Source organism: Kosakonia cowanii JCM 10956 = DSM 18146, assembly GCF_001975225.1.
Taxonomy (GTDB): domain Bacteria; phylum Pseudomonadota; class Gammaproteobacteria; order Enterobacterales; family Enterobacteriaceae; genus Kosakonia; species Kosakonia cowanii.
In genome coordinates this window covers 3,904,109-3,931,052 of sequence record NZ_CP019445.1, presented here as the reverse complement: position 1 = coordinate 3,931,052, position 26,944 = coordinate 3,904,109, and the positions used below count along the sequence as shown (strand labels likewise).

The 26,944-nt window shown below is 53.9% G+C and carries 27 protein-coding genes and 2 pseudogenes; 15 read left to right on the top strand and 14 right to left on the bottom strand.

Features of this window, described 5'->3' with window-relative positions; translation table 11 throughout:
• Positions 1-140: 140 nt before the first annotated feature.
• From sdaA to pabB, 3 genes are all read right to left on the bottom strand, one after another.
• Positions 141-1,505 (bottom strand): L-serine ammonia-lyase, encoded by a 1,365-nt coding sequence (sdaA, locus tag BWI95_RS18580; protein ID WP_076770013.1) that lies wholly within the window; start codon positions 1,503-1,505, stop codon positions 141-143.
• Positions 1,506-1,680: 175 nt separating this feature from the next.
• Positions 1,681-2,208, bottom strand: a complete 528-nt coding sequence (locus BWI95_RS18575) for a CoA pyrophosphatase (protein ID WP_233631454.1) — start codon at positions 2,206-2,208, stop codon at positions 1,681-1,683.
• Positions 2,209-2,262: 54 nt separating this feature from the next.
• Positions 2,263-3,612 carry an aminodeoxychorismate synthase component 1 gene (gene pabB / locus BWI95_RS18570; RefSeq protein WP_054803645.1) on the bottom strand — a complete coding sequence of 450 codons (1,350 nt, stop codon included), beginning with the start codon at positions 3,610-3,612 and terminating at the stop codon, positions 2,263-2,265.
• 84 nt (positions 3,613-3,696) lie between these two features.
• Between pabB and BWI95_RS18565 the strand changes: the two genes are divergently transcribed.
• Entirely contained in the window at positions 3,697-3,885 is a 189-nt protein-coding gene (locus BWI95_RS18565; protein ID WP_023480153.1) for a YoaH family protein, read from the top strand.
• Here BWI95_RS18565 and BWI95_RS18560 read toward each other — a convergent pair whose 3' ends face one another.
• Positions 3,886-4,230, bottom strand: coding sequence for a RidA family protein (locus tag BWI95_RS18560; protein WP_023480033.1), 345 nt, complete (start codon positions 4,228-4,230; stop codon positions 3,886-3,888).
• A gap of 112 nt (positions 4,231-4,342) precedes the next feature.
• Between BWI95_RS18560 and BWI95_RS18555 the strand changes: the two genes are divergently transcribed.
• The 5 genes from BWI95_RS18555 (at position 4,343) to rnd (ending at position 10,722) form a co-directional block, all read left to right on the top strand.
• Positions 4,343-6,253, top strand: a complete 1,911-nt coding sequence (locus BWI95_RS18555) for an ATP-dependent DNA helicase (protein ID WP_076770012.1) — start codon at positions 4,343-4,345, stop codon at positions 6,251-6,253.
• 58 nt (positions 6,254-6,311) lie between these two features.
• Positions 6,312-7,007 (top strand): tRNA (adenosine(37)-N6)-threonylcarbamoyltransferase complex dimerization subunit type 1 TsaB, encoded by a 696-nt coding sequence (gene tsaB, locus BWI95_RS18550; RefSeq protein WP_054803646.1) that lies wholly within the window; start codon positions 6,312-6,314, stop codon positions 7,005-7,007.
• 36 nt (positions 7,008-7,043) lie between these two features.
• On the top strand, positions 7,044-7,631 hold the full coding sequence (locus BWI95_RS18545; RefSeq protein ID WP_023480101.1) for a Slp family lipoprotein: 588 nt from the start codon (positions 7,044-7,046) through the stop codon (positions 7,629-7,631).
• 205 nt (positions 7,632-7,836) lie between these two features.
• Positions 7,837-9,522: a long-chain-fatty-acid--CoA ligase FadD gene (gene fadD / locus BWI95_RS18540; protein ID WP_139566850.1), complete on the top strand. Its 1,686-nt coding sequence runs from the start codon at positions 7,837-7,839 to the stop codon at positions 9,520-9,522.
• Positions 9,523-9,594: 72 nt separating this feature from the next.
• Positions 9,595-10,722, top strand: a complete 1,128-nt coding sequence (gene rnd, locus BWI95_RS18535) for a ribonuclease D (protein WP_094192962.1) — start codon at positions 9,595-9,597, stop codon at positions 10,720-10,722.
• An 86-nt stretch (positions 10,723-10,808) separates the two neighbouring features.
• Here the strand turns inward: rnd and minE are convergent, their stop codons facing one another.
• Genes minE through minC form a run of 3 tightly spaced genes read right to left on the bottom strand, consistent with a single transcriptional unit; the run spans position 10,809 to position 12,609 of the window.
• The gene (gene minE / locus BWI95_RS18530) at positions 10,809-11,075 is read right to left on the bottom strand and encodes a cell division topological specificity factor MinE (protein WP_004384978.1); all 267 of its coding nucleotides are present in this window, start codon (positions 11,073-11,075) and stop codon (positions 10,809-10,811) included.
• Between the two features lie 3 nt (positions 11,076-11,078).
• Positions 11,079-11,891, bottom strand: coding sequence for a septum site-determining protein MinD (minD, locus tag BWI95_RS18525; RefSeq protein ID WP_042712035.1), 813 nt, complete (start codon positions 11,889-11,891; stop codon positions 11,079-11,081).
• A gap of 22 nt (positions 11,892-11,913) precedes the next feature.
• Positions 11,914-12,609 (bottom strand): septum site-determining protein MinC, encoded by a 696-nt coding sequence (gene minC, locus BWI95_RS18520; protein ID WP_054803648.1) that lies wholly within the window; start codon positions 12,607-12,609, stop codon positions 11,914-11,916.
• Positions 12,610-12,731: 122 nt separating this feature from the next.
• Between minC and BWI95_RS18515 the strand changes: the two genes are divergently transcribed.
• From BWI95_RS18515 to BWI95_RS18505, 3 genes are all read left to right on the top strand, one after another.
• Positions 12,732-13,007 (top strand): YcgL domain-containing protein, encoded by a 276-nt coding sequence (locus tag BWI95_RS18515; protein WP_076770010.1) that lies wholly within the window; start codon positions 12,732-12,734, stop codon positions 13,005-13,007.
• A gap of 139 nt (positions 13,008-13,146) precedes the next feature.
• The gene (locus BWI95_RS18510; protein ID WP_054803649.1) at positions 13,147-13,806 is read left to right on the top strand and encodes a fumarylacetoacetate hydrolase family protein; all 660 of its coding nucleotides are present in this window, start codon (positions 13,147-13,149) and stop codon (positions 13,804-13,806) included.
• Between the two features lie 91 nt (positions 13,807-13,897).
• A complete protein-coding gene (locus tag BWI95_RS18505) occupies positions 13,898-14,344 on the top strand; it encodes a YcgN family cysteine cluster protein (RefSeq protein ID WP_054803650.1) in 447 nt (148 codons plus the stop codon).
• 248 nt (positions 14,345-14,592) lie between these two features.
• Here BWI95_RS18505 and BWI95_RS24065 read toward each other — a convergent pair whose 3' ends face one another.
• From BWI95_RS24065 to BWI95_RS18485, 3 genes and pseudogenes are all read right to left on the bottom strand, one after another.
• The gene (locus BWI95_RS24065; RefSeq protein WP_076770008.1) at positions 14,593-14,826 is read right to left on the bottom strand and encodes a hypothetical protein; all 234 of its coding nucleotides are present in this window, start codon (positions 14,824-14,826) and stop codon (positions 14,593-14,595) included.
• A 151-nt stretch (positions 14,827-14,977) separates the two neighbouring features.
• Positions 14,978-15,172 (bottom strand): annotated as a pseudogene (gene xisR, locus BWI95_RS18490) (excisionase family protein).
• A 123-nt stretch (positions 15,173-15,295) separates the two neighbouring features.
• Positions 15,296-15,541, bottom strand: a complete 246-nt coding sequence (locus BWI95_RS18485; protein ID WP_054803652.1) for a hypothetical protein — start codon at positions 15,539-15,541, stop codon at positions 15,296-15,298.
• A 141-nt stretch (positions 15,542-15,682) separates the two neighbouring features.
• Between BWI95_RS18485 and BWI95_RS18480 the strand changes: the two genes are divergently transcribed.
• Positions 15,683-16,888 carry a host specificity factor TipJ family phage tail protein gene (locus tag BWI95_RS18480; protein WP_269749965.1) on the top strand — a complete coding sequence of 402 codons (1,206 nt, stop codon included), beginning with the start codon at positions 15,683-15,685 and terminating at the stop codon, positions 16,886-16,888.
• 56 nt (positions 16,889-16,944) lie between these two features.
• Here the strand turns inward: BWI95_RS18480 and BWI95_RS18475 are convergent.
• Positions 16,945-17,903: pseudogene (locus tag BWI95_RS18475) on the bottom strand (acyltransferase family protein).
• Positions 17,904-18,404: 501 nt separating this feature from the next.
• Between BWI95_RS18475 and BWI95_RS18465 the strand changes: the two are divergent.
• Both BWI95_RS18465 and BWI95_RS18460 read left to right on the top strand, forming a co-directional pair.
• The gene (locus tag BWI95_RS18465; protein WP_083699477.1) at positions 18,405-18,644 is read left to right on the top strand and encodes a DNA polymerase V; all 240 of its coding nucleotides are present in this window, start codon (positions 18,405-18,407) and stop codon (positions 18,642-18,644) included.
• Position 18,645: 1 nt separating this feature from the next.
• Positions 18,646-19,026: a HumD family translesion DNA polymerase gene (locus BWI95_RS18460; protein ID WP_076770004.1), complete on the top strand. Its 381-nt coding sequence runs from the start codon at positions 18,646-18,648 to the stop codon at positions 19,024-19,026.
• A gap of 229 nt (positions 19,027-19,255) precedes the next feature.
• Here the strand turns inward: BWI95_RS18460 and dsbB are convergent, their stop codons facing one another.
• Positions 19,256-19,786: a disulfide bond formation protein DsbB gene (dsbB, locus tag BWI95_RS18455; protein WP_054803656.1), complete on the bottom strand. Its 531-nt coding sequence runs from the start codon at positions 19,784-19,786 to the stop codon at positions 19,256-19,258.
• A gap of 306 nt (positions 19,787-20,092) precedes the next feature.
• Here dsbB and fadR point away from each other — a divergent pair, with 306 nt between their 5' ends.
• On the top strand, positions 20,093-20,812 hold the full coding sequence (fadR, locus tag BWI95_RS18450) for a fatty acid metabolism transcriptional regulator FadR (protein WP_076770003.1): 720 nt from the start codon (positions 20,093-20,095) through the stop codon (positions 20,810-20,812).
• 35 nt (positions 20,813-20,847) lie between these two features.
• On the opposite strand, the gene BWI95_RS18445 is transcribed toward fadR, so the two are convergent.
• The gene (locus BWI95_RS18445) at positions 20,848-22,380 is read right to left on the bottom strand and encodes a SpoVR family protein (RefSeq protein WP_023480055.1); all 1,533 of its coding nucleotides are present in this window, start codon (positions 22,378-22,380) and stop codon (positions 20,848-20,850) included.
• Between the two features lie 320 nt (positions 22,381-22,700).
• Here BWI95_RS18445 and BWI95_RS18440 point away from each other — a divergent pair, with 320 nt between their 5' ends.
• Together BWI95_RS18440 and dadX are read left to right on the top strand one after the other, a co-directional pair.
• Positions 22,701-23,999, top strand: coding sequence for a D-amino acid dehydrogenase (locus BWI95_RS18440; RefSeq protein ID WP_076770002.1), 1,299 nt, complete (start codon positions 22,701-22,703; stop codon positions 23,997-23,999).
• A gap of 18 nt (positions 24,000-24,017) precedes the next feature.
• A complete protein-coding gene (gene dadX / locus BWI95_RS18435) occupies positions 24,018-25,088 on the top strand; it encodes a catabolic alanine racemase DadX (protein WP_076770001.1) in 1,071 nt (356 codons plus the stop codon).
• Between the two features lie 15 nt (positions 25,089-25,103).
• Here the strand turns inward: dadX and BWI95_RS18430 are convergent, their stop codons facing one another.
• Entirely contained in the window at positions 25,104-26,837 is a 1,734-nt protein-coding gene (locus BWI95_RS18430; RefSeq protein ID WP_076770000.1) for a potassium/proton antiporter, read from the bottom strand.
• Between the last annotated feature and the right edge of the window lie 107 nt (positions 26,838-26,944).

The window sequence follows — 26,944 nt, the reverse complement described above, 5'->3', positions numbered from 1 at the left end:
GCCTGATTGCCATGCCAGCACAGTTGAAGTGTAGCGGGAAATTGCTCAGCTTATGCACAAACGGCGGGGAATATTCTTGATCTGTGGCGTAGCGGGTAAAAAAAACGCCGTTCGGTTGAACGGCGCTGAGGGCGGTGAGTTTAGTCGCACTGCACTTTGATGGCCAGACCACCGCGCGAGGTTTCGCGGTATTTGGCATTCATATCTTTTCCGGTCTCGTACATGGTTTCGATAACCTTGTCGAGAGAGACGCGCGGCGCGCTGGTGCGGCGCATCGCCATCCGCGCGGCGTTAATCGCCTTCACCGAGGCAATGGCATTACGCTCAATGCAGGGAACCTGCACCTGGCCGGCGACCGGATCGCAGGTCAGACCGAGGTTGTGCTCCATACCAATCTCTGCGGCAACGCAAACTTGCTCCGGGCTTGCGCCCAGCAGCTCAGCCAGACCTGCCGCCGCCATCGAGCAGGCAACGCCCACTTCGCCCTGGCAGCCCACTTCCGCACCGGAAATCGAGGCGTTCATTTTATAGAGCGCACCAATCGCCCCGGCAGCGAGGAAGTAGCGAATATAGATATCCGGGCTGACGGACTCAATAAAGTGGTCGTAATAGGCCAGCACCGCCGGCACGATACCGCAGGCGCCGTTGGTCGGAGCCGTCACGACGCGACCGCCCGCCGCATTCTCTTCGTTAACAGCGAGCGCAAACATGTTGACCCAGTCCACGACGATCATCGGATCGTTGGAGAGCTTATCGCTGGAGACCAGCAGGCGGCGCAGCGCAGAGGCGCGACGCGGCACGCGCAGCGGACCCGGCAACACGCCTTCGGTGTTCATGCCGCGATCGATACAGGCGCGCATGGTCGTCCAGACGTTAGCAAAGTACTCTTCAATCTCTTTTTTCGAGTGCAGCGCCAGCTCGTTCTGCATCACCATTCCGGAGAGAGAAAGCCCGGTCTGTTTGCAGTACTCAAGCATCTGCGTCGCAGAGTTGAACGGGTAGGGCACCGCGACAGAGTCGAGCGTCTCTTTACCAAAATGCTCTTCATCAACGATAAAGCCGCCGCCGATGGAGTAGTAGGTTTTGCTGTAAACGGCGTCATCGCCGTTCAGGGCGGTAATGCGCATGCCGTTTTCGTGCAGCGACAGGTTATCGCTGTGAAAACGCATACCGTCGTTCTGCGGGAAGTCGACTTCATGGCGACCCTGCGCCAGCAGCAAGCGCCCACGGTTTTCCACATCGCGGATAAACCCCGGGATCGCATCAATATCGACAGTGGCCGGCTCGTTGCCCGCCAGACCCATAATAATGGCGATATCGGTATGGTGTCCTTTCCCGGTAAGGGAGAGTGAGCCGTAAACATCCACCACAACGCGGGTAGTGTTTTCCAGCAATCCTTTTTCGACCAGATCATCGACGAACTGCTTCCCGGCCTTCATCGGGCCAACAGTGTGGGAAGAGGAGGGACCAATTCCCACTTTGAACATGTCGAATAGACTAATCACATTTACACTCCTGACAGGGTTACTGGGTTTCCAGTAACGATGTAATAACTGCGCATAGTGTAAGAGGGAAGGGTGCCAGCAGGTTAACTATTCACATGAATTAAACTAATCGCTGGCCTCTATTAAACTAATAGCGAGTTCGCCGTCACAAAGTGCGCAAAACAGAGTATAGCGCTTATGGCCGCAGGCCGATTTGCAGCGCCAGCGAGCGGATGATCCCCGCCGTCATGCCCCAGACAAAATAATGCTCATACCAGGATAACCATACCCGGTGGGCATTACCGTGACGATGCACATCCAGCGGGTGATAACGCCCAAGCCGCAACGCCTCGGCAAGCGGCATTTCAAACACCGCCGCCACTTCATCCTCACTGGCACGCCAGGGGAGATCCGGCGGAATAATGCCGACCACCGGCGTAACCTGAAAGCCGGTCACGCTATCCACCGGCGGCAGGACGCCAATCACCTCAACCGATTCCGGCGGGATCGCCACCTCTTCCTGCGCTTCACGCAGCGCTGCGGCGATAAGCGAGGCGTCGGTGCTGTCGACCGCGCCGCCGGGAAAGGCGACCTGGCCGGCATGTTTACGCAGCATGGCTGAGCGCTGCGTCAGCAGCAGGCCCGGTTCTTTACGCCGTACAATCGGCACCAGCACCGCCGCCTGGCGCGCATTCAGGGTGGCGGCATTAAGCTGCGGGCGCATCAGCTGAAAGCGTGATAAAAAGTTATCCAGAGTTAACACCGGTTGCTCCACGAATTACCTCTCAAGTTGCCGCAGGATACGGTTAACTTTATCAAAGGTTTCCTGATATTCCGCATCTTCATCGCTGTCGGCGACAATCCCGCCGCCCGCCGAGCAGTAAAGCTGCCCGTCACAGGCGGTGACGGTACGGATGGTAATGCTGGTGTCCATATTGCCGCAGACGCTGAGGTAGCCGATGCTGCCGCACCAGGCATTGCGGCGGTGTGGCTCCAGCTCATCGATAATCGCCATCGCCCGCACTTTCGGCGCACCGGTAATCGACCCGCCGGGAAACGCCGCGCGCAGCAGATCGCTTGCGTGTCGCTCTGGCGGCAGCTTCGCCGTCACTGTGCTCACCAGGTGATACACCGCCGGGAAGGGTTCCACTACAAACAGCTCCGGTACCTGCACCGAACCCGGCACCGCCACGCGACCAATATCGTTGCGCATCAGATCGACAATCATCACATTCTCGGCGCGATCTTTCGGCGAGGCGGCAAGACGGGCGGCCTGCTCAGCATCCGCTTGTTCGTCCGCAAGACGCGGCAGGGTGCCTTTAATCGGGCGGGTCTCAATCTCATCGCCGGTCAGGCGAATAAATCGCTCCGGCGACAGGCTGAGGATCGCCCCCTGCGGCAGACGCAGGAAGGCGCTGAACGGTGCGCGGTTCTCATCATTCAGGCGCACAAAGGCCTGCCACTCATTGCCGCTATAGCGCGCCTGAAAACGTTGCGCGAGGTTGACCTGATAGCAGTCGCCGCTGTGCAGCCACGCCTGTACCTGGCGGAACTTCTCGCCATACTCCGCGCGGCTCATATTGGCCTGCCAGGCAGAGGTTAAGCGAAACTCAGCCTGTGGCGGTGCGCTCTGGGCCTCAAGCCAGGCCAGGCGCGCATTGACATCCCCGTGACTCAATAACGTTACGCGTTGCAATTTGTGGTCAACAATCAGCGCCCAGTCATAGATACCAACCGCCATATCCGCGACGGCAATATCCTGCGCGGCCAGTGCGGGCAGCTTTTCAAAACGGCGGCCTAAATCATAACCAAAAAGGCCCAGCGCACCGCCCTGGAAAGGGAGGTCATTCGCGGGTTCAGCATGCAGACCGCACGCATCCAGCGCCTGCTGTAAGAGTTCAAGCGGATCGCCTTGCGACGCGCGTCCATCCTGATAAGTGATATCGCCCTGCGTTGTCAGTGTCGTGAGTGGATCGGCGACTAAAATATCAAAACGGTTATGGGGATGATCGGCATGCCCCGAATGGAGCAGCATCGCCCACGGCTGCGCGCTGAGCGGCGCGAAATAGAATTCCGCAGCGTCGCGGCGCCACGGGAGAGTGAGTTGGGCAGGCGTTAACTGTTTCATGATTCCTGGCTCTTGAGCGTCTTCGCTGGCGTAGTGCACAGACGCGTGGAATAATTAGCGCCGATAATTTATCAGGAGTTGACCATGTTTGCAGGATTACCCGCCCTCAGTCACGAACAGCAGCAGAAAGCAGTCGAACGTATTCAGGAACTTATGGCCGGCGGCATGAGCAGCGGCGAGGCCATTACCCTAGTGGCGCAAGAGCTGCGCGCCAGCCATACCGGCGAGCGGATTGTGGCGCGCTTTGAAGATGAGGAAGACGAGGAGGAGTAATTAGACCGCCGCGATAATCTTGATCTCAACTTTATAACGCGGATTCATCAGCTTCGCCTGCACGGTGCAGCGCACCGGTGCATGGCCCGCCACGACCCACGCATCCCAGGCCTTATTCATCGCTGCAAAATCATCGCTATCGGCAAGAAAAATAGTGGCGTCGAGGATCCGTGACTTATCGCTGCCCTGTTTTTCGAGCACCGCGTCAATCTGCGCCAGCGTGTTGGCCGTCTGCTCAAAGGCGTCGGCATCGAGGTTTTCCGGCACGCCAGTGTAATAAAGCGTCTGGTTATGGATCACCACATCAGACCAGCGGGCTTCCGCGTCAATACGCACAATTGTCATCACCTTTTCCTTCCTGGTTACATAGATTCGCCGGGAAGAGTGCCACAAAAACCTGGCTGGCGTAAATCCGCTCACCCTGACATAATCACTGGCGATTTAACCAGGGGGTAGTGTGACGGACGATTTTGCAACAGACGGCCAGCTTGCCAAAGCGATACCGGGATTTAAACCGCGCGAACCGCAGCGCCAGATGGCTTACGCCGTGACCGAAGCGATTGAAAAAACGCAGCCGCTGGTGGTTGAGGCGGGAACCGGAACCGGTAAAACCTACGCCTACCTTGCGCCCGCATTGCGCGCCGGGAAGAAAGTGATCATCTCCACCGGTTCGAAAGCCCTGCAGGATCAACTCTACAGCCGCGATCTGCCCACCGTCTCAAAAGCGCTGGAGTACACCGGGCGCACGGCGCTGCTCAAAGGCCGTTCAAACTACCTCTGTATCGAGCGTCTCGAACAGCAAGCGATTGCCGGTGGCGATCTGCCGGTGCAGACCCTGAGCGATGTCATTCTGCTGCGCTCCTGGTCTAACCAGACCAAAGATGGCGATATCAGCACCTGCGTCAGCGTGGCTGAAGATTCCGCCGCCTGGCCGCTGGTCACCAGCACCAACGATAACTGTCTGGGCAGCGACTGCCCGATGTACAAAGAGTGCTTCGTGGTGAAGGCGCGTAAAAAAGCGATGGAAGCCGACGTTGTCGTTGTCAACCATCACCTTTTTCTCGCCGACATGGTGGTGAAAGAGAGCGGTTTCGGTGAGCTGATCCCGGAGGCCGAGGTGATGATCTTCGACGAAGCGCACCAGTTGCCCGATATCGCCAGCCAATATTTTGGCCAGTCGCTCTCCAGCCGCCAGCTGCTCGATCTGGCCAAAGATTTCACCATCGCCTACCGCACCGATTTACGCGATACCGCGCAGTTGCAGAAGTGCGCCGACCGGCTGGCGCAAAGCGCGCAGGATTTCCGCCTGCAACTCGGCGAGCCTGGCTATCGCGGGAACCTGCGCGAACTGCTGGCCGATGCGCGGATACAGCGTGCGCTGCTGCTGCTCGATGACGCCCTTGAACTCTGTTACGACGTGGCGAAACTCTCCCTCGGGCGCTCGGCGGTGCTGGACGCCGCCTTTGAGCGCGCCACGGTTTACCGCGCCCGCCTCAAGCGGCTGAAGGAGTTCAACCAGCCCGGCTTCAGCTACTGGTATGAGTGCACCTCGCGCAACTTTACGCTGGCGCTGACGCCGCTGACCGTCGCCGATAAATTCCAGGAAGTGATGAAAGAGAAGAAGGGGAGCTGGATCTTTACCTCCGCGACCCTGTCGGTTAACGACGATCTGCATCACTTCACCGCGCGGTTAGGCATCGAGGAAGCCGAGTCGCTGCTGTTGCCGAGCCCCTTCGATTACCCGCGCCAGGCGCTGCTCTGCGTGCCGCGCAATCTGCCACAGACTAATCAGCCCGGCTCTGCGCGCCAGCTGGCAGCGATGTTAAGGCCGATGATTGAGGCCAACAACGGTCGCTGCTTTATGCTCTGTACCTCGCACGCGATGATGCGCGATCTCGCAGAACAGTTCCGTGCCACACTTAGCCTGCCGGTGCTGTTGCAGGGTGAAACCAGTAAAGGGCAACTGCTGCAACAGTTTGTTGAAGCGGGTAACGCGCTACTGGTGGCGACCAGCAGCTTCTGGGAGGGCGTCGATGTGCGCGGCGATACGCTTTCGCTGGTAATCATCGATAAGCTGCCGTTTACCTCGCCGGACGATCCGCTGCTGAAAGCGCGGATGGAAGATTGCCGTCTGCGCGGTGGCGATCCCTTTGATGAAGTGCAGCTCCCGGATGCGGTCATTACGCTCAAGCAGGGCGTCGGTCGCCTGATCCGTGATATTGACGATCGCGGCGTGCTGGTGATTTGCGATAACCGTCTGGTGATGCGGCCCTACGGCGCGGTGTTTCTCGCCAGCCTGCCGCCGGCACCGCGCACACGCGATATCCGCCGCGCGGTGGAGTTTCTTGCCCGTCCTGCAGCGGAGTAATTTTCCGCGAAGTGTGGTAAGATGCGCGCCATTTTGTTGAATCTGGACTGCTATACCCATGCGAATTCTGGCTATTGATACCGCCACAGAAGCCTGTTCTGTCGCCCTGTGGAATGACGGTACGACCTTCGCTCACTTCGAACTTTGCCCTCGTGAACATACACAACGCATTCTGCCGCTGGTCAGAGCTGCCCTTGCCGACGCTGAGGTCAAGCTCACCGATCTCGACGCGCTGGCTTTCGGCCGCGGGCCGGGCAGCTTCACCGGTGTGCGTATCGGTATTGGTATTGCACAGGGGCTGGCGCTCGGCGCAGAGCTGCCGATGATTGGCGTTTCGACGCTGGCGACGATGGCGCAGGGAGCCTGGCGCAAAACCGGCGCAACCCGTGTGCTGGCGGCCATTGATGCCCGTATGGGCGAAGTTTACTGGGCTGAGTATCAGCGCGATGCCGACGGCGTCTGGCACGGTGAAGAGACCGAAGCGGTGCTGAAGCCTGAGGCGGTAAGCGATCGTCTGCAGCAGCTTGATGGCAGCTGGGCGATGGTTGGCACCGGCTGGGGCGCATGGCCTGAATTAGCAGCGAATAGTCCTGTTACGCTGACCGACGGCGAGATGTTGCTGCCCACGGCGGAAGATATGTTGCCCATCGCCCGCCAGCTTTTTGCTGCGCAAAAATGGGTTGCCGTTGAACAGGCGGAACCGGTTTATTTGCGTAACGAAGTGGCGTGGAAGAAACTTCCTGGCCGGGAATGAATCTCAGTAGTACTAACTGAGTTAAGGGGTCGCATGATGGCGGGTCAAAAAGGGTTTATGCAGCTGTTACTGGCAGGGCTGGTAACGGTGGCGTTGAGTGGGTGCGTGACGGTGCCTGATGCGATCAAGGGCACCAGCCCGACACCGCAGCAAGATTTAGTGCGGGTGATGAATGCGCCAACGCTCTATGTCGGTCAGGAGGGGCGTTTCGGCGGGAAAGTGATCAATGTGATCAATCAGCAGGGCAAAACCCGGCTGGAGATCGCCTCTGTCCCGCTGGACGAAGGTGCGCGCCCGGTGCTGGGCGAGCCCTCTGTCGGGCGAATCTATGCCGACATCAACGGCTTTGTTGACCCGGTCGATTTCCGTAACCAGCTGGTCACCGTGGTCGGGCCGATTACCGGCACCGAAGCGGGTAAAGTTGGCAGCGCCTCCTACACCTACATGGTGATGCAGGTGAACGGCTACAAGCGCTGGCGCTTGCAGCAGCAAATCATGATGCCGCCGCAGCCACTCGACCCCTGGTTCTCCGGTCCGGGGGCCTATCCCTGGCGCACAGGCTACGGTCCATGGGGCTGGTATCCGCCCGAACCCGCTCGCGTACAAACGGTCGTAACAGAGTAATTTCTTGTTTTGGCAGGAAAAATAAACAGCGGCCCGGCCGCTGTTTTTGTTTTCTGTATTAGATGACAAAAATAATTAGTGACGCGCTTCGCAACCTTCCGTCCGGTTAATTTTCAAACTGGTACGCTGAGTTAATATAATGTTAATTTCTTGTTTATTAACTGGGGCTGCGATGACAACAAACACTCATTTTAGAGGTGATGCATTGAAAAAGGTTTGGTTAAATCGTTATCCCGCCGATGTGCCTGCGGAGATCAACCCTGACCGTTATCAATCCCTGGTTGAATTATTTGAACACTCAGCAGCCCGTTATGCCGACCAGCCGGCGTTTATCAACATGGGCGAGGTGATGACCTTCCGTAAACTGGAGGAGCGCAGCCGGGCATTTGCCGCCTACCTTCAGGAGGGGCTTGGCCTGCAAAAGGGCGATCGCGTGGCGCTGATGATGCCGAACCTGCTGCAATACCCCGTTGCGCTGTTCGGGATTTTGCGTGCCGGGATGATTGTGGTAAACGTTAACCCGCTCTACACACCCCGCGAGCTTGAGCATCAGCTTAATGACAGCGGCGCGGCGGCAATTGTCATTGTCTCCAACTTTGCCCACACGCTGGAGAAGATTGTCGACAAAACCCAGGTGCGCCACGTCATCCTGACCCGCATGGGCGATCAGCTTTCGACGGCAAAAGGGACGGTGGTCAACTTTGTCGTTAAATATATCAAACGGCTGGTGCCGAAATATCATCTGCCGGACGCTATCTCGTTTCGCCGCGCGCTGCAAAATGGCTACCGCATGCAGTATGTCAAACCGGAACTGGTGTGCGAGGATCTGGCGTTTCTGCAATACACCGGTGGCACCACCGGCGTGGCAAAAGGGGCGATGCTGACCCACCGTAATATGCTGGCTAACCTCGAACAGGTGAACGCGACTTACGGGCCGCTGCTGCATCGCGGTAAAGAGCTGGTGGTCACCGCGCTGCCGCTCTATCACATCTTTGCTTTGACCATGAACTGCCTGCTGTTTATCGAACTGGGCGGGCAGAACCTGCTGATCACCAACCCGCGCGATATTCCAGGGCTGGTGAAAGAGCTGGGCAAGTATCCTTTCACCGCTATGACTGGCGTGAACACGCTGTTTAATGCGCTGCTCAATAATGATGAGTTCAGAAAGCTCGATTTCTCCTCACTGCACCTCTCTGCCGGCGGCGGGATGCCGGTGCAGCAGGCGGTGGCGGATCGTTGGGTCAAACTGACCGGGCAGTATCTGCTGGAAGGGTATGGCCTGACCGAATGCTCGCCGCTGGTGAGCGTCAACCCGCACGATATTGACTACCACAGCGGCAGCATTGGCCTGCCGGTGCCGTCGACCGAAGCCAAGCTGGTGGATGACGACAATAATGAAGTCGCCCCGGGCGAACCGGGCGAGCTTTGCATCAAAGGGCCGCAGGTGATGCTTGGCTACTGGCAGCGCCCTGATTCAACGGATGAGATCCTGCGTGATGGCTGGCTGCACACCGGCGATATTGCGGTGATGGATGACGAGGGCTTCCTGCGTATTGTCGATCGCAAAAAAGATATGATTCTGGTCTCCGGTTTCAACGTCTATCCGAACGAGATCGAAGATGTGGTGATGCAGCACCCCGGAGTGCTTGAAGTGGCTGCCGTTGGCGTGCCGTCCTCGAACAGCGGCGAAGCGGTGAAGCTGTTTGTAGTGAAAAAAGAGGCTTCCGTGACGGAAGAGGCGCTGATCGCCTTCTGCCGCCGACAGCTTACCGGCTACAAGGTGCCGAAGCAGGTTGAGTTCCGCACGGAGCTGCCGAAATCGAACGTCGGAAAGATTTTGCGACGAGAATTACGTGACGAAGCGCGTGCCAAAGTGGACAATAACGCCTGAGCTATCCGTTAGCCTCCCGAACGCCGGTTAAAGCCGGCGTTTTTTATGGGCGCAAACTGAAGAGAAAATGATTTGAATTACCAGATGATAACGACGAACGATGCGCTGGCAGCCATATGTGAAGCTGCCAGTGCGTTTCCAGCCATTGCCCTCGATACGGAATTTGTCCGCACCCGCACTTACTACCCGCAACTGGGTCTGCTGCAGATGTATGACGGCGAGCGTGTCACGCTTATCGATCCGCTGACCATTACCGACTGGACGCCGTTTCGCGACCTGCTCACCAATACGGCAATCACCAAGTATCTGCACGCGGGAAGCGAAGATCTGGAAGTGTTCCTCAATACGTTTGGTGTACAGCCACAGCCGATGATTGATACGCAGATCCTCGCAGCATTCTGCGGCCGTCCGATGTCATGGGGCTTTGCCTCGATGGTGGAGGAGTTTACCGGGACGGTGATTGATAAAAGCGAATCCCGCACCGACTGGCTGGCGCGTCCTCTGACCGAACGTCAGTGTGACTATGCAGCGGCAGATGTCTGGTATCTGCTGCCTATCGCCGGGAAACTGCTGGCAGAAACCGAGCAGGCGGGCAGGCTGGCTGCCGCGCTTGATGAGTGTCGCTTAATGATGCAGCGCCGCCAGGAAGTATTGGCACCGGACGAGGCATGGCGTGAAATCACTAACGCCTGGCAGCTGCGCCCGCGCCAGCTGGCCTGTTTACAGTTGCTGGCATCCTGGCGTCTGCGCAAGGCGCGCGAGCGCGACATGGCGGTGAACTTTGTGGTGCGCGAAGAGCATCTCTGGGCAGTGGCGCGTTATATGCCGGGCAGCCTCGGCGAGCTTGATAGCCTTGGTCTCTCCGGCAGCGAAATCCGTTTTCACGGTAAAACCCTTGTGGCACTGGTCGCGCAGGCGCAGGAGTTGCCGGAAGAGGCACTGCCTGAACCGCTGCGTAATCTGATGGATATGCCCGGCTATCGCAAAGCGTTTAAAGCGATTAAAGCGCAGGTGCAGACGATCAGTGAAAGCGAAAATATTAGCGTTGAGCTCCTGGCTTCGCGTCGGCAGATTAATCAGTTATTAAACTGGCACTGGAAATTAAAGACGCAAAATAGCCTGCCGGAATTAATCAGCGGCTGGCGCGGTGAATTGATGGCCGATCGTCTGAACGCGTTATTAGCAGAGTATCCGCAATAAGACTGTAAATAATTACAGTATATTTGAGCGAATAAATAAAAAGGCAGAATCTCTTCTGCCTTTTTTTATTGCCCTTATTGCGAAGACTATTTCGTCTCTTCCGCTTCTGGCAACGTGACGTTCAACTCCAGAATAGAAATATCGTCCCCTTTCTGCTCCAGCTGTACGGTGACCATCTCCGGATCGATCTGCACATATTTGCAGATGACTTCCAGAATATCGCGCTTCAGCTGCGGCAAATAGTGGGGTTCAGCGTCGCTGCGGCGGCGCTCTGCAACAATAATCTGCAGGCGTTCTTTAGCGATGCTGGCGGTATTCTTTTTTCTGGAGAGAAAAAAGTCGAGTAATGCCATAACTTATCCTCCGAACAGGCGTTTGAGGAAACCTTTCTTCTCTTCTTCAATGAAGCGGAAAGGACGTTCTTCTCCCAGCAGACGTTCCACGGCATCGGCATACGCTTTACCGGCGTCAGCATTGGCATCCAGAATAACCGGCTCGCCCTGGTTGGAGGCCCGCAGTACAGACTGATCTTCCGGGATCACGCCAATCAGTTTGATGCGCAGAATTTCCAGCACATCTTCCATGCTCAACATGTCGCCACGGTTAACGCGGCCTGGGTTGTAGCGGGTGAGCAGCAGATGCTCTTTAATTGGCTCTTCACCTCTCTCCGCACGACGTGATTTGGAAGCCAGAATCCCCAGAATACGGTCAGAGTCACGCACGGACGATACTTCGGGGTTGGTGGTGATAATGGCTTCATCGGCGAAGTAGAGCGCCATCAGCGCGCCGGTTTCGATGCCAGCCGGTGAGTCGCAGACGATAAAATCGAAGTCCATTTTTTTCAGATCTTCTAATACTTTATCAACGCCTTCATAGGTGAGGGCGTCTTTATCGCGCGTCTGCGATGCCGGGAGAATATAGAGATTTTCAGTGCGCTTATCTTTAATCAACGCCTGGTTCAGCGTTGCGTCGCCCTGGATAACGTTAACGAAATCGTACACAACGCGGCGCTCGCAGCCCATGATCAGGTCAAGGTTACGAAGGCCAATATCGAAGTCGATAACGACCGTTTTCTTGCCCTTCTGGGCTAAACCAGTAGCGATGGCCGCGCTGGAGGTGGTCTTGCCAACGCCCCCTTTACCCGAAGTAACAACAATAATGCGTGCCATAGGAGTTCCTTGTTAAAAGGGCTTAATCTAAGGGTTGAATTGTCAAAGCGTTACCTGCCAGTTGCAGACGCGCCGCTTTGCCATAAAATTCGGCCGGGATTTGGTCACTCAGCCAGTACTCACCCGCAATGGAGACCAGTTCCGGGGTCAGGTGGGTACAAAATATTTGTGCTTCATCATCACCGCTTGCACCCGCCAGCGCGCGGCCGCGCATCATGCCGTAGACGTGAATATTGCCATCGGCAATCAACTCCGCGCCTGCGCTCACGTGGCTGGTGACAATCAGGTCGCAGTTCTGCGCATAGATGCGCTGTCCAGAGCGCACCGGGGTATCAATCAGCCGTGTTTTAATAGCCGGCGTGGCGACGGATACCGGTTCAGCAACGGGCTCCGGGCGCGGTTGCGCTTTCTCTTTGCCTTCCGACAGGATAGGAAAGCCAGCACGTTCTATTTCCGCTTTCAGTGCAGCGTCTTTGCAACCGCTAATACCGACAACATGCAGGCCAGTGGCAGCAATACTTTTCTGCAGTTGCGGCCAGTCAATCGGACCTACCAGTGCTGAGACATTCACCACCACGGGAGCATGCTGCAAAAATGCAGGAGCCTGAGCGATTTTGTCTTCTAACGCCTGACGAATAACTTCGGGTTTTGCATCATGCAAATGAACCACGGATAAGGTAAAACTACTGCCTTTAAGCTCGATGGGCGTGTTTGACATCCTGACCTTACTCATTTTGCTCTAAACACCCGAAATCGGGGTGATATTCTGAATACTACCGGGCATGTTATAGTCCCTGTTATATTCAGGCAAGTAACCACCTCCTAATTCCGAGTAAAAGTATGTTTTGTGTGATCTATCGAAGTGCCAGACGTGAACAGACCTATCTGTATGTTGAGAAAAGAGACGATTTTTCTCGTGTGCCAGAAACATTAATGCAAAGTTTCGGCCAACCGCAGTTAGCGATGATTTTACCCCTCGACGGCAGTAAAAAATTAGCCGGCGCGGATCTGGAAAAAGTAAAAAACGCGCTCGGCGAGCAGGGATATTATTTACAGCTTCCCCCGCCGCCGGAAAATTTACTTAAAGCCCACCTTGCGGCGAACACTAAGCAATAACCCTCTCTAAAGGCGGCGGATTATTCCACCGTCTTTTTTTACGCATTCACTCCCTCTTATTTTGCGATTTGACAAACCGCCGGGCGGCGCGGATAGTCATTTTTCGCTCATGTTCAACGTGTTACCGGAGAGGCAAAACATGTATCAACATCATAACTGGCAGGGCGCTCTGCTGGATTACCCGGTGAGTAAAGTGGTGTGTGTCGGCAGTAACTATGCGAAGCATATAAAGGAGATGTGCAGCGCGACGCCGGAAGAGCCGGTGCTGTTTATTAAACCTGAATCCGCATTGTGCGACCTTCGCCAGCCGCTGGTGCTGCCGACTGAGCTTGGCTCGGTGCATCATGAAATTGAACTGGCGGTGCTAATTGGTGCAACGCTGCGCCATGCCACCGAAGATCATGTTCAACAAGCGATAGCGGGCTACGGCGTAGCGCTGGATCTGACCGCGCGCGACCTGCAAAGCAAACTGAAGAAAGCAGGGCAGCCGTGGGAAAAGGCGAAAGGGTTTGATAATGCCTGCCCCATCTCGGGTTTTATCCCCGCCGCTCAGTTTGAGGGCGATCCGCAGAACAGCGCGCTGGAGTTGAAAATTAACGGCGAGATTCGCCAGCAGGGCAGCACTTCCGACATGATTCATAAAATCGTGCCGCTGATTGCCTATATGAGTAAATTCTTCACCCTGAAAGCGGGGGACGTGATCCTTACCGGTACACCGGAAGGCGTCGGGCCGCTCAGCAGCGGTGATGAACTCGAGCTGCGCCTCAACGAACACACTCTCTCGACCCGCGTGCTTTAATGCTTTTGCCGCTCATTCGGGCGGCAAAACTTGCATCCCTCTGCCAGAGTGGTTATAAGGTGCACCCTGGTTACCAACGGCGGATTTTATCATGAGCGACACTCCTTTCTGGCAAAGCAAAACTCTCGACCAAATGACGGACGCAGAGTGGGAATCGCTCTGTGACGGCTGCGGGCAGTGCTGCCTGCACAAACTGATGGATGAAGACACTGACGAGATCTACTTCACCAACGTCGCCTGCCGCCAGTTAAATATCAAAACCTGCCAGTGCCGTAACTACGAGCGCCGTTTCGAATATGAACCGGACTGCATCAAGCTGACCCGTGAGAATCTGCCGACCTTCGAATGGTTGCCGCCAAGCTGTGCTTACCGCTTGTTGGCTGAGGGGAAAAATTTGCCGGTCTGGCACCCGCTGCGTACCGGGTCAAAAGCAGCGATGCACGCTGAGCGGATTTCCGTTCGTCACATTGCGGTGAAAGAGTCTGAAGTGCGCGACTGGCAAGAACACATTTTGAACAAACCGGATTGGGCGGATTGAAGCGTTGATATGAAAAAGGTTTTATCTTACTGATTTTGTGCTTGGGGCATGTGTGGGACATTTCCTCCAAAGTGTGCATTCAAAATATCCATCTGGTTGCTGTTATTATCGGTCATCCATTTACCGTAAACGTTGTAAACCATCTGAAATGGTGATAGTCCAGTTTTTCAGGTCTATGTCTTCCTATTCCAGCGCGCCGATCACTCCATGTCGTAAACCTATATTTACTACAAGAATCCATAGATTCCCTATCTGTTCAGATAGGCAAGCATTAAGAAGTGGTGATATTCATCCATGGTAAGAGGGTCAGGCTTTGCTTTGCTCTTTTTCAGTGGATCGAGACCTTCAAACGGATTTTTATCGGTGTATCCATTTTGCTTTGCGAAAGAGAACATGCCACCAGGACAGTTGAGATACGCATTGACGGTTCTCACTTTTCTTCCCTTTTTGGGTTTGCAGTGCTCGCGATGCTCGTCGGCCATCTTTCTATTTTTAGGTGTGTCGGGTACACCAAGGTTTTCACATACCCTTAATCCCTGGTAGATAAACCACAGGCGCAGTGTGCCCCGTGGTTCTCGAACCCGGTTGGATATTTAGACATGCTTGTTCCTCCTGTTATGAAGGAGGGGCTATTTAAGCAGATTTTTGAAGGGGGATCGCCGGGGGTTGACGTTCCACCCAGTTATCGACTTCGTGAAGTTTGTAGAGGATAGGTGAGTTGTCCTTCGGCTGGCAGTCGCCTGAGTAGTGCCGATACTCACGATTTTCCATCTAGGACTTCTCGTGCGCGGACTTGATAGCGTTTTTGATCAGGCCAGTGATCGCCATGAGCACTTCTTCCGACACCTATTTATTGGGTACCAGTTGGATGGCTTCACTCATGGGTTGCTCCAGGCAAAAAGAAACCCGCCGAGGCGGGTTAGTAGAAACTGTAGAAGAGTTATGACGTCGTTATATGTGTCTTATGGCTGGAGGAATGTCCAAACTCTTAGCAGCGTCGAGAACGTCCTTTTCGCTTGGTGCCGCAGAACCTTTCTCATAAGCATAAAAATACTCTTTGTTTTCTGGGAAAATGGATTGTGTATAGACTTCGTGTTTCGTGCCATTGGCCTGAAGCAAATTAACATCTTCAGGGAATCTGCTTACAGAGTGTTTAGTGGGCAGCTTACCCTTTTCAAAAAAAATAAAATAAGGCATTTATTTTCCTCTTTATGACTGAATAGTTGTTAACCTTCTAGAAACTGTCGCGCCACTTCTCTAAAAACCGTATAGGATGTTAATGAAAATTTTCTGAATCCAGCATAAAAATATCCACATGCTTTCTGGGATAACGGCGTTCTGACGTTCAGTCGTGACGAGAAACGCACCACGCCAGCAGCGCTCTTCAACCGGTCAAATAAGAAGGGAGAAGAGTTCAGGCTAACATATGACATGCGTATGCCGGGCCAGTATGACGGCGTTGAAGTGGAGTATGTCAGTCCTCTAACCAATAAAAAGACCTACCTCCGTTACCGCATTACAGAAGATGGAATCGTTGAATCTGCAGCGCAGACGCCACTGAAGGTAACGCTGAATGGATGCCGAAATGAGCCTCATGCGCGCGACAGGGCTCTTCTGGAGGTGAGAAAGTTACTTTTCTCCCGCCTGCGGATGTCGGGAAAGGTGCTTGCCGACGGAGATTATGTTTACCCCGGAGACATGATCATCTTCACCGATACGTACGATATCAACCAGCAGGACGGCGACATAGTCGCCCGCGACGGTAACAACTTCGATACCAGTGAGCGAATCACCTCTGAAGGTGAGATGTGGGTGGTTGTAACCGACTCGCTGGGTAACACCACTGCGCGATATCCGGCTTCTCCCCGAGATGATACTGACTTCGGGTTTTCTGCCGCCATACCAGCCATTCAGCTCAAAAAATCATTAACATCCCCCGATGGAAATGATAAGGGATGCAGGTGGGTTGGAGTGAATGGATTAAGAATAGTTGGTAACAAGCATAAAGTTCAGACAGGTGGCGGCTATTTAATATGGAACTGCTCCAATATCCTTACCGATAATATTGTAAAGGAGGTCACTGACACGGCAGCAGCCAATACTCTTGGGACGCGAACAATAGATTTCGAAGGACCGTGTTCCAACATTACTATAGGAAGCATTAAGACAAACAGATTAGAAAGCTCCGATGAAAAAGCCAAGACGTTTTTCGGGCTAATTAACTGCACAGACGTAACATGCCTATTCACTAGATATATAGAATTTACATTGATAAATGGTGTGGTGTCACTTGTAAAAGATGATTACGATATTATCAGCCTTGGCGGGATTGCGTTCGGCACCGATTCTGTTCAGATAACGGTTAGAAATCATGTAACAGATGCAGCAATAGATGGATGCACTGTTTACTCCCGAGCAGCAAACGGTGTCTATGTGCAGAAAACAGCGGTATCAGGAAAGACTATCACGATGAGTTTTGTTGTTTCATCGACTGGCGCACTTCAGAATATGAGTACATATACAGGACAGGAAGGGTGGGAGTAACATTTTACTCATGAGGTTATTTGATTTGCTGGGTGGGGGCGAATGCCCCCATACCATTAAGCTGTAGCTTCCTTTCTCTGTCTCTTGCGATCGGCCATGTACTTCATGATAGGCTTCTCAACAGTTATATTTATAAATAAGCCAAATGCTACGCACATGCCAGTGAAAATAAGTGTTGCTATTTCCGCATTAGCTGATGCTATGTTTTTCACGTTGACAGAATTATGCATTGCAAGCGCAAAATATAAGTGTGATAAATATATGCTATATGACGCATCTCCAACCACATGCAGAGTTTTAAATATTATGCAGTTGCCACTTCGGCTATAAATCGCAAGTATTATGATTAATAAAGCCGGGATGCCGAATTTAATGATTCGAGCGCCAGATATGTGCAAGAGAGATACATATATTACTGCAATAACAGATATTAAAAAGAAGTAGAATCCCATTCGTTTCTGGATCTTCAAGTTGTCATAGATAACAGCTAGCATGCATCCCATTCCAAAATCAATAAGAAGGTTATCACCAAGTATGTATCCGATGTTTATCCATCCATACCTGGGCTGCGGAGGAATATAAAATGTGAATGCGACCGCAGAAGCTGTCAGCATGAAGCAAACTATCATGCATGCTATAGCTCGCTTTCTGCTTATCACCAACGCTGCAGAGAACATCACATAGAAAATCATCTCATAGACCAGCGTCCAGGCGGGATCGTTAGCCAGTCTATGCTGAAAAAACCATATGTTGGGATCAGGAATAGATTGCTTAGGAGTTTAAATGGGTTATCTAGTTCAACCATCATAATAATTAATGGGAGAGAAATAAGAATATACATAGGGTATATTCTTCCAATTCTTCCCGTTAAGAAACTAACGGGCCCTCTGGCGTTGTTTTGAGTCAGCACCATAAGAAATCCGCTAAGGACAAAGAATATATCTACACCAATTCCGCCATTAAACTTAAAAATCCCACCAAAAACTGTACCCCACAAATGGTTTGTGACAACCATCATTGCGGCAATGCCCCTTATGATCTGCAAATTATGAATTTCAGACCTTTTTTTATTTTCCATTTCTTTCTCAGTCACACAGATTTATTGAGAGTTTATCACTTCAAAATCACTAGATCGACATCGGCGTTAAGTGATGCTGTATATAAAAGCAGCATTGCATGCGGGTGTAAAAAAATCCAATTTAGAAGCGATTTATAGATGATAACTCGCCGTGATGTACAACTATGAAGCATCAACAACTTAGCGTATTTCGTAATAAAACTAAGACGCTATCTTGTGAATTTTTTGTTTACTATAACCTTGCAGTCTGATATGGCCCATAAAGGCATGGGTTATCCTTAACTATGCGCCAGGCTATTACAAACCGGCGTCGACGAATTTTTAACAACTAAATTTCCAGTGCCCCCGCCACTTATAAATCATTTTACACGCTTCGCTTGATCTACATCGATGATCAATATTGCTGTATATAAATACAGTGGTCATGGTGAGGTCATGATGCCACGCAGAGACGATATCGAGACAGCATTCAGGCAGGCCATAGTGATGGAACCCAGCGGGCGGCGCACGGTAACCACGGCCGATTTTGTGAGGGTTTCACTCACTTTTAACTGGGACTGGACGCCGCGCGAGGCTAACCAGTGGATCGAGAGCTACATCAGCACGTTCAAAGATATCTCTCAGCAAGAGGGTAAACTCCGTACGTTCATGATGTACAACCCGGACGGAGGGCTTTGACATGGGGTTCCCATCACCTGCAGCTGATTATATGGATGAGAAGATATCGCCCGACCATGAACTGATTCGCGTCCCTTCCGCGACATACTTCCTGCGCGTGGCGACAGAGTCACGGCGTGAAGCTATAAAGAAGGGTGCGCTGCTGATTTTGGACACTTCGGCCACGCCGGTAGACGGGTCGTTAGTGATGTGTCATCTGGATGAGCGGATGCGCATGCTGCGGCTTCATCCGCGCCCGAGCCTGGAAGAACTCGACAGGCCGGAAATCACTTATCCGATGACGATTGATGACTTTGAAGGTCGCCTGGTTTTCAAAGGGGTGATCACCGACATCATCAACGACGCGCGCACCGCCGAGTGCGAACACAATCCGATGATGTAAAGGATGGGGCATGGATGGGGCAAAAAAATTAGCGCCAAACAACTCAAAACCTCTGAAGGTGTCGATTCGTCTTGCGCTAATGCATTACTTTCAACCTGCTTTCATTTCACTTCATTGCACAGTAATTTTTACTGGTGCCTGCCCTGAATAAACCTGACTGGGCGAATTAAGGCTCTGTTTCTTATCACCACGCTCATCAATAAAAAAACGCTCCCGAAGGAGCGTTTTTTTACCGGCCAAACAGATCGCGTTTTTTCGGTTTAAAGAATTGCGCAATCAGCACCAGTAGCGCCACCACCAGATAGGCGACAAAAATGCCTAATAGCCACTGCGGCATATCCATCTTCAGGAACTCCCATTGACGCTGCGCACAGTCGCCGGAAGCGACAAACACCTGCGGCAGCCATTTATCCAGCGGCAGCCAGCTCGGGAAGCGCGCGGCAAAATCGCAGGTCATAAAAGGGGAGGGGTGAAGCTGGATCTGCGTGTGTTCCCACGTCAGCTGGATACCGCGAATGGCGCTGTAGATCCAGATGGCAAGGGCAGCAAAGCGAAGCGGGGTTTTTGGCGCAACGGCACCGATAATACCGGCACCCATCACGCCAAAGAGGGCGCAGCGCTCGTAAATGCATAACACACACGGTTTGAGCAACATGACATGCTGGAACCACAGCGCCGTCATCTCAAGCGCAAAGGCGGTTAACGCCATCAGCAGCCAGGCGCCGCGCCCGTGTGAGCACTTATTTAAATATCGCAACATAATCATTTCCCTGGAGATGCGTAGAGACCGCAGTGTAAACGAAATCAATCTCAAGGCCACTAGCGGGGGCAAAATAATGCGTAATGGAATGTTTAGTCAGCAAAAAGTGAAACATCGCCTACGCCATTTTGGCCGATCTTCAGTTAATTATTTGGATTTAAGGCATATTTGCACGAAATATTCATGTAGTAAATTCGTCAAAATAAAACGTTGATCGCCTTTTTTCTTCCTACCCTACGCTACCTGCCCACTGCATGCTTTGGTATGATGAGTGCTCATTGCTTAGCTGTGTTATGGAAATCTTATATGGTCATTAAGGCGCAGAGCCCGGCGGGTTTCGCGGAAGAGTACATCATCGAAAGTATCTGGAATAGTCGCTTTCCTCCGGGGTCGATTCTTCCTGCTGAACGCGAGCTCTCTGAACTGATTGGCGTCACTCGTACCACACTGCGTGAAGTGCTGCAGCGACTTGCCCGGGATGGCTGGCTCACTATCCAGCATGGCAAACCGACAAAAGTGAACAATTTCTGGGAAACCTCCGGTCTGAATATTTTGGAAACGCTGGCACGTCTGGATCACGAAAGCGTACCGCAGTTGATCGATAACTTGCTGTCCGTGCGTACCAACATTTCCACGATTTTCATTCGCACTGCGTTTCGCCAGCATCCTGAAGATGCGCTAAAGGTGCTCGCCACCGCGCGTGAAGTCGAAGATCACGCCGATGCGTTTGCTAATTTGGATTACAACATTTTTCGCGGGCTGGCGTTTGCTTCCGGCAACCCGATCTATGGTCTGATCCTGAACGGCATGAAAGGGCTTTATACCCGCATTGGTCGCCACTACTTCTCCAGCCCGGAGGCACGTAGCCTCGCGCTCGGTTTTTATCATCGGCTGGCAGAGATCTGCGAGCATGCCGAGCACGACAAGGTTTATGAACTGGTTCGTCGCTACGGTCATGACAGCGGGGAGATCTGGCACAAGATGCAGAAAACCATGCCTGGCGATCTCGCACTACAAAGCCGCTAGTGACAAAAACCCCTCATGGTGAGGGGTTTTTTATATCACAGCACGTTGCTTCGCGGCGGACAGCGCTCCAGCAGCTCCACACTGCCATCTTCGTTTTGCTGCTCAAGCAGAACGTCAAATCCCCACAGGCGATGCACATGTTTCAGCACTTCGCGACGTCCTTTATCGAGCGGAGCTCGGTTATGCGGAATATAGCGCAACGTCAGCGAGCGATCGCCGCGCAGATCGACGTTCCAGACCTGAATATTCGGTTCAAGGTTGCTCAGATTGTACTGCGATGAGAGCTTCGAGCGGATCTCGCGGTAGCCCTCTTCGTTGTGGATTGCGGCTATTTCCAGGTAGTTATTGCGATCGTCATCCAGCACGGTGAAGAAGCGGAAATCACGCATGATTTTCGGCGACATAAACTGGCTGATAAAGCTCTCATCTTTAAAATCACGCATGGCGAAATGGAGCGTCTCCAGCCAGTCGGAACCGGCAATATCCGGGAACCAGTAGCGATCCTCTTCCGTCGGTGACTGGCAGATGCGCTTGATATCCTGGAACATGGCAAAGCCGAGGGCGTAGGGGTTAATGCCGCTGTACCACGGGCTGTTGTAAGGCGGCTGGAACACCACATTGGTGTGGCTGTGCAGAAACTCCAGCATAAAGCGGTCAGTCACTTTTCCTTCGTCATAGAGGTGATTAAGGATGGTGTAGTGCCAGAACGTCGCCCAGCCTTCGTTCATCACCTGCGTCTGCTTCTGCGGATAAAAATATTGGCTCACTTTGCGCACAATGCGCAGGATCTCACGCTGCCACGGCTCCAGCAGCGGCGCATTCTTCTCCATAAAGTAGAGCAAGTTCTCCTGCGGCTCCGCCGGGTAACGGCGCGCCTGAGCGACGGCCACCTCCTCATCGCGTTTTGGCAGGGTGCGCCACAACATATTTACCTGGCTTTGTAGATACTCTTCCCGGCTTTTTTGCCGCGCTTTCTCCTCCTGCAAGGAGATTTTCTGCGGACGCTTATAGCGGTCGACACCGTAATTCATCAGTGCGTGACAGGAATCGAGCAGTTTTTCTACTTCGACTACGCCGTAGCGCTCTTCGCAATCTGTGATGTATTTACGCGCGAAGATCAGGTAATCGACAATCGAGCTGGCATCGGTCCAGCTGCGGAACAGGTAGTTATTTTTGAAAAACGAGTTGTGTCCGTAACAGGCATGCGCCATCACCAGCGCCTGCATAGTGATGGTGTTCTCCTCCATCAGGTAAGCGATGCAGGGATTGGAGTTAATGACAATCTCGTAGGCCAGGCCTTGCTGACCATGCTTATAGAGCCGTTCGGTTTCAATAAACTTTTTGCCGAACGACCAGTGGGGATAATTGATAGGCATGCCGACGCTTGAGTAGGCATCCATCATCTGTTCTGAGGTGATCACTTCGATTTGATGCGGATAGGTATCCAGCCGGTAGAGTTTCGCCACCCGGTCAATCTCTGCCAGGTAATCATCCAGCAGCTCGAATGTCCAGTCGGGTCCATCGCTCAGACGAATAGAATCCTTATTCATTGAGTCAATCGTAGCCATTAGCGCGCCCTCATTGTTCTCGACACTCTCTGTATGGAGCGTCTCATTTCAAGCATAGAACACTGATTTAAAAGTGTACGCCAGCCCTCACCAAATCTTCACGATATTCCCGCTCGCTCACCGTGTAAAAAGCCATAGCGGCAAAATATTATGCTGCGGCGATAGGGTGCGCAGCAGGAGATGCTGAATATCCGCAGCCCTTACCTGGCGGCGATGTTGTGAGGAACGTCACCATAAAAAAGCCATATGTTGAATAATATTTTCATCTGAGTTATCAATTTGTAATCAGATGATTGTGCTTTACTCACGGGAGAAGGGATATGCGAGTTGTTGTATTGGGCAGCGGCGTTGTTGGCGTTACCAGCGCCTGGTATTTACGCCAGGCCGGACATGATGTCACCGTAATCGATCGCCAGCCGGGGCCTGCACTGGAGACCAGCGCCGCCAACGCCGGGCAGATCTCGCCGGGCTATGCCGCACCGTGGGCTGCGCCCGGCGTGCCGCTAAAAGCGATCAAATGGATGTTTGAGCGCCACGCACCACTTGCCATCAAGCTCGACGGCTCCTCCTCGCAGTTAAAGTGGATGTGGCAAATGCTGCGCAACTGCGACACCCGCCACTATATGGAAAATAAAGGGCGCATGGTGCGTCTGGCTGAATATAGCCGCGATTGTCTGAAACTGCTGCGGGAAACCACCGGGATCCAGTATGAAGGCCGCCAGGGCGGGACGCTGCAACTCTTCCGCACCGCCGAACAGTATGAGAACGCCACCCGTGATATCGCCGTGTTGCAGGAAGCGGGCGTGCCGTATCAGTTGCTGGAATCGGCTCGCCTGGCCGAAGTGGAACCGGCGCTGGGTGAAGTCGCGCACAAGCTGACCGGCGGTCTGCGGCTGCCAAACGATGAAACCGGTGATTGCCAGCTCTTCACACAGCGGCTGGCGCAGATGGCCGAAGCGGCCGGGGTAGTGTTCCGCTTCAATACCCCCGTCGATCGTCTGCTCTACGAAGGTGAAAAAATCTACGGCGTGAAGTGTGGCGAAGAGGTCGTGAAAGCAGATGCTTACGTGATGGCTTTCGGCTCCTGGTCCACTGGCCTGCTGAAAGGGATTGTCGATATTCCGGTTTATCCGCTCAAGGGCTACTCGCTGACCATCCCGGTGGCGCAGGAGGATGGCGCCCCGGTTTCCACCATTCTTGATGAGACCTATAAAATCGCCATTACCCGCTTCGATCAGCGCATTCGCGTCGGCGGCATGGCAGAGATCGTTGGATTTAATACTGAGCTGTTACAACCGCGGCGCGAAACGCTGGAGATGGTGGTGCGCGATCTCTTCCCGCGCGGCGGCCATGTTGAGGAGGCCACCTTCTGGACCGGCTTACGTCCAATGACGCCGGACGGCACGCCGGTGGTTGGCCGCACGCCGTTTAAAAACCTGTGGCTCAATACTGGTCACGGCACGCTCGGCTGGACAATGGCCTGCGGCTCCGGGCAGTTGCTCAGCGATCTGATGACCGGCAACACACCGGCTATCGCCGCTGACGATCTGAGCGTGGCGCGTTATCTTCCAGGGTTCACGCCTGCGCGTGCCCAGCATCTCCATGGTGTACACAGCTGACAGGCGTAAGGAATAGACATGTCTCGTCCGGTTCTGGCGACCCTCGATTTACAGGCGTTAGCCAATAACTTGCAAATAGTGCGCCGCGCGGCACCCGATGCCAAAGTCTGGTCGGTGGTGAAGGCAAATGCCTACGGCCACGGTCTGGAGCGCATCTGGTCGGCGCTCAATAAAACTGATGGCTTTGCGATGCTCAACCTTGAGGAGGCGATCTTGCTGCGCGAGCGCGGCTGGAAAGGGCCTCTCTTAATGCTGGAGGGTTTTTTTGATGCGAAGGAGCTGGCGCTTTATGACCAGTACCGTCTCACCAGTGGGATCCACAGTAACTGGCAGCTTAATCTGCTGAAAAATGCGAAGCTGCAGGCACCGCTTGATATCTACCTCAAAATCAACAGCGGTATGAACCGTCTCGGTTTCCTGCCGGAGCGCGTGCACAGCGTCTGGCAGCAGCTGAGCAGCTTTGCCAGCGTCGGCAATATCACGCTGATGTCGCACTTTGCCGAGGCGGAGCGTCCGGACGGCATTTCGCAACCGATGCGGCGCATTGAGCAGGCGGCGGAAGGGCTGCCGTTACCGCGATCGCTTGCCAACTCTGCCGCGACGTTATGGCATCCGGAAGCGCATTTTGACTGGGTTCGCCCCGGCATTATTCTCTATGGTGCCTCGCCATCGGGCAGATGGCAGGATGTGGCAAACAGCGGTATTCGCCCGGTAATGACGCTGAGCAGTGAGATTATTGCTGTACAGACGCTGAAGAACGGCGACGCCATCGGCTACGGCTGTCGTTACCGTGCGCAGACGGAGCAGCGTATCGGCGTGGTGGCGTGTGGTTATGCAGATGGCTATCCGCGCCAGGCTCCCACCGGCACACCGGTACTGGTGGATGGCATTCGCACCACGGTGGTTGGTGCGGTCTCGATGGATATGCTGACGGTCGATCTCACGCCGTGCCCGCACGCCAGTATCGGCGCGCCGGTGGAGCTGTGGGGCAGGGAGATCAAGATTGATGATGTGGCCGCGGCGGCCAATACTGTCGGGTATGAATTGATGTGCGCCCTGGCGCCGCGCGTACCTGTTGTGACAACGTAACTTCTCGCGAGGCGCTTACTCCGCCTCGCTCTCCACCACTTTTACACCCACTTTTGATACCGAATTCTCACTCTTCTCTGCCACTGTCCAGATCATACCGGCAAACTCAACCTGATCGCCCACCACCGGAGCGGCACCCAGCAGTTGCTGTACGATCTCACCGAGCGTTTGCTGGTTATCGCGATGCTCAAGCCCCTCATCAAGACCATAAATCATCGCTATGTCGGCAAACTTGGCATTCGCTTCGAGGATGAAATCACCAAAGAAGCGCTGATCCAGCGACACCGGCGGCGACTCACTGAAGAGTTTCCCGAGGGCCGGCAGATCTTTTTCGCGGCCAATCACGCAGAGCACATCCCCTTCACGTAACCGGGTGCTGCCGGTTGGATGAAGCAGGCTGTTATCGCGGAACAGCGCCGCAATGCGCGTTTCTTCCGGCATGTGCAGGTCGCGCAGTGCCGCACCAACGCACCACTTATCGGCACTCAGTTGGTAAACGAACTGCTCGAAGGGATTATCCGGGTGAATATCCAGCCCGACGCGCGAAACCGGCCAGCCCACCGGCGGTACCACCACTTTCGCTTTTTTCGCCGCCCAGCCCAGAGACGTTCCCTGGAACAGCAGCGAAATCAACACCACGAAGAAGGCGACATTAAAGAAGAGGCGGGCGTTGTCCAGCCCGGCCATCATCGGGAAGGTGGCAAGAATAATCGGCACCGCGCCGCGCAGCCCCACCCAACTGATAAAGATGCGCTCGCGCAGGTTAAAACCGCGAAACGGCAGCAGGCTGGCGAACACCGAGAGCGGGCGGGCAATAAAGATCATCCACGCCGAGAGGATCAGCGCAGAGAGTGCAATCGGCATTAAATCAGACGGTGTCACCAACAGGCCAAGCACGAGGAACATCGCAATTTGCGCCAGCCAGGCGAGACCATCGAAATTTTGCAGGATGCCGAAGCGATTACGAATCGGTCGATTGCCCAACACGAACCCGCATAAATAGACGGCCAGGATCCCGCTGCCGTGCAGCGCTGTGGTAACAGAGAAGATCAGAATCCCGCCGCTCAGCGCTAATAAAGGATAGAGCCCAGGCGGCAGGGCAATGCGGTTGATCATCTGTTGCAGCAGGTAGCCGCCCGCGCCACCAAGCAGTATGCCGAGGCCAAATTCACGCAGAATATGCAGGAAGAAGGTGAAATCAATATTGGCGTGGTGGCTCTGGATCATCTCAATCAGCGTGATGGTCAGAAACACCGCCATCGGATCGTTGCTGCCGGACTCAATCTCAAGCGTTGAGCCGACACGCTCGTTCAGCCCTTTACCGCCGAGCAGCGAGAAGACCGCCGCCGCATCGGTTGAGCCGACTATCGCGCCAATCAGGAAGCCTTCCATAATGTTGAGCTTGAAGAGCCAGGCCGCCATCATGCCGGTCAGACCTGAAGTGATCAGCACCCCGACAGTTGCCAGCGAGAGCGCGGGGCCGAGCGCAACGCGAAAAGAGCTGGCGCGCGTGCGCATACCGCCGTCGAGCAGAATGATAGCCAGTGCAAGGTTACTGACCATATAGGCCAGCGGGTAGTTGTCGAAGGGAATGCCACCGATGCCGTCAACGCCTGCCAACATACCAATCGCCAGAAAAATGACCAGAATCGGAATACCAAGGCGGGATGAGAACGAACTCAATAAAATACTGCAGGTTACCAGTACAGAACCCAGAATAAACAGACTAATTATCGCCCCAGCGTCCAATGGTATGCATCTCCTTCTCTTCTCGGTGAGATCCCGGCACGGACCGGGATTTATTACGGCACATTATAATAACGGCAGAAAAAGCAATTTAATAAGGGCATTAAGGG

Excerpts from the sequence above, each read along its gene's own strand:
- BWI95_RS18575 (WP_233631454.1), bottom strand. The coding sequence starts at position 2,208 with ATGCGCCCGCAGCTTAATGCCGCCACCCTGAATGCGCGCCAGGCGGCG.
- pabB (WP_054803645.1), bottom strand. The coding sequence starts at position 3,612 with ATGAAACAGTTAACGCCTGCCCAACTCACTCTCCCGTGGCGCCGCGAC.
- BWI95_RS18565 (WP_023480153.1), top strand. The coding sequence starts at position 3,697 with ATGTTTGCAGGATTACCCGCCCTCAGTCACGAACAGCAGCAGAAAGCA.
- BWI95_RS18560 (WP_023480033.1), bottom strand. The coding sequence starts at position 4,230 with ATGACAATTGTGCGTATTGACGCGGAAGCCCGCTGGTCTGATGTGGTG.
- tsaB (WP_054803646.1), top strand. The coding sequence starts at position 6,312 with ATGCGAATTCTGGCTATTGATACCGCCACAGAAGCCTGTTCTGTCGCC.
- BWI95_RS18545 (WP_023480101.1), top strand. The coding sequence starts at position 7,044 with ATGGCGGGTCAAAAAGGGTTTATGCAGCTGTTACTGGCAGGGCTGGTA.
- minE (WP_004384978.1), bottom strand. The coding sequence starts at position 11,075 with ATGGCATTACTCGACTTTTTTCTCTCCAGAAAAAAGAATACCGCCAGC.
- minD (WP_042712035.1), bottom strand. The coding sequence starts at position 11,891 with ATGGCACGCATTATTGTTGTTACTTCGGGTAAAGGGGGCGTTGGCAAG.
- minC (WP_054803648.1), bottom strand. The coding sequence starts at position 12,609 with ATGTCAAACACGCCCATCGAGCTTAAAGGCAGTAGTTTTACCTTATCC.
- BWI95_RS18515 (WP_076770010.1), top strand. The coding sequence starts at position 12,732 with ATGTTTTGTGTGATCTATCGAAGTGCCAGACGTGAACAGACCTATCTG.
- BWI95_RS18510 (WP_054803649.1), top strand. The coding sequence starts at position 13,147 with ATGTATCAACATCATAACTGGCAGGGCGCTCTGCTGGATTACCCGGTG.
- BWI95_RS18505 (WP_054803650.1), top strand. The coding sequence starts at position 13,898 with ATGAGCGACACTCCTTTCTGGCAAAGCAAAACTCTCGACCAAATGACG.
- BWI95_RS24065 (WP_076770008.1), bottom strand. The coding sequence starts at position 14,826 with ATGGCCGACGAGCATCGCGAGCACTGCAAACCCAAAAAGGGAAGAAAA.
- BWI95_RS18485 (WP_054803652.1), bottom strand. The coding sequence starts at position 15,541 with ATGCCTTATTTTATTTTTTTTGAAAAGGGTAAGCTGCCCACTAAACAC.
- BWI95_RS18465 (WP_083699477.1), top strand. The coding sequence starts at position 18,405 with ATGCCACGCAGAGACGATATCGAGACAGCATTCAGGCAGGCCATAGTG.
- BWI95_RS18460 (WP_076770004.1), top strand. The coding sequence starts at position 18,646 with ATGGGGTTCCCATCACCTGCAGCTGATTATATGGATGAGAAGATATCG.
- dsbB (WP_054803656.1), bottom strand. The coding sequence starts at position 19,786 with ATGTTGCGATATTTAAATAAGTGCTCACACGGGCGCGGCGCCTGGCTG.
- fadR (WP_076770003.1), top strand. The coding sequence starts at position 20,093 with ATGGTCATTAAGGCGCAGAGCCCGGCGGGTTTCGCGGAAGAGTACATC.
- BWI95_RS18445 (WP_023480055.1), bottom strand. The coding sequence starts at position 22,380 with ATGGCTACGATTGACTCAATGAATAAGGATTCTATTCGTCTGAGCGAT.
- BWI95_RS18440 (WP_076770002.1), top strand. The coding sequence starts at position 22,701 with ATGCGAGTTGTTGTATTGGGCAGCGGCGTTGTTGGCGTTACCAGCGCC.
- dadX (WP_076770001.1), top strand. The coding sequence starts at position 24,018 with ATGTCTCGTCCGGTTCTGGCGACCCTCGATTTACAGGCGTTAGCCAAT.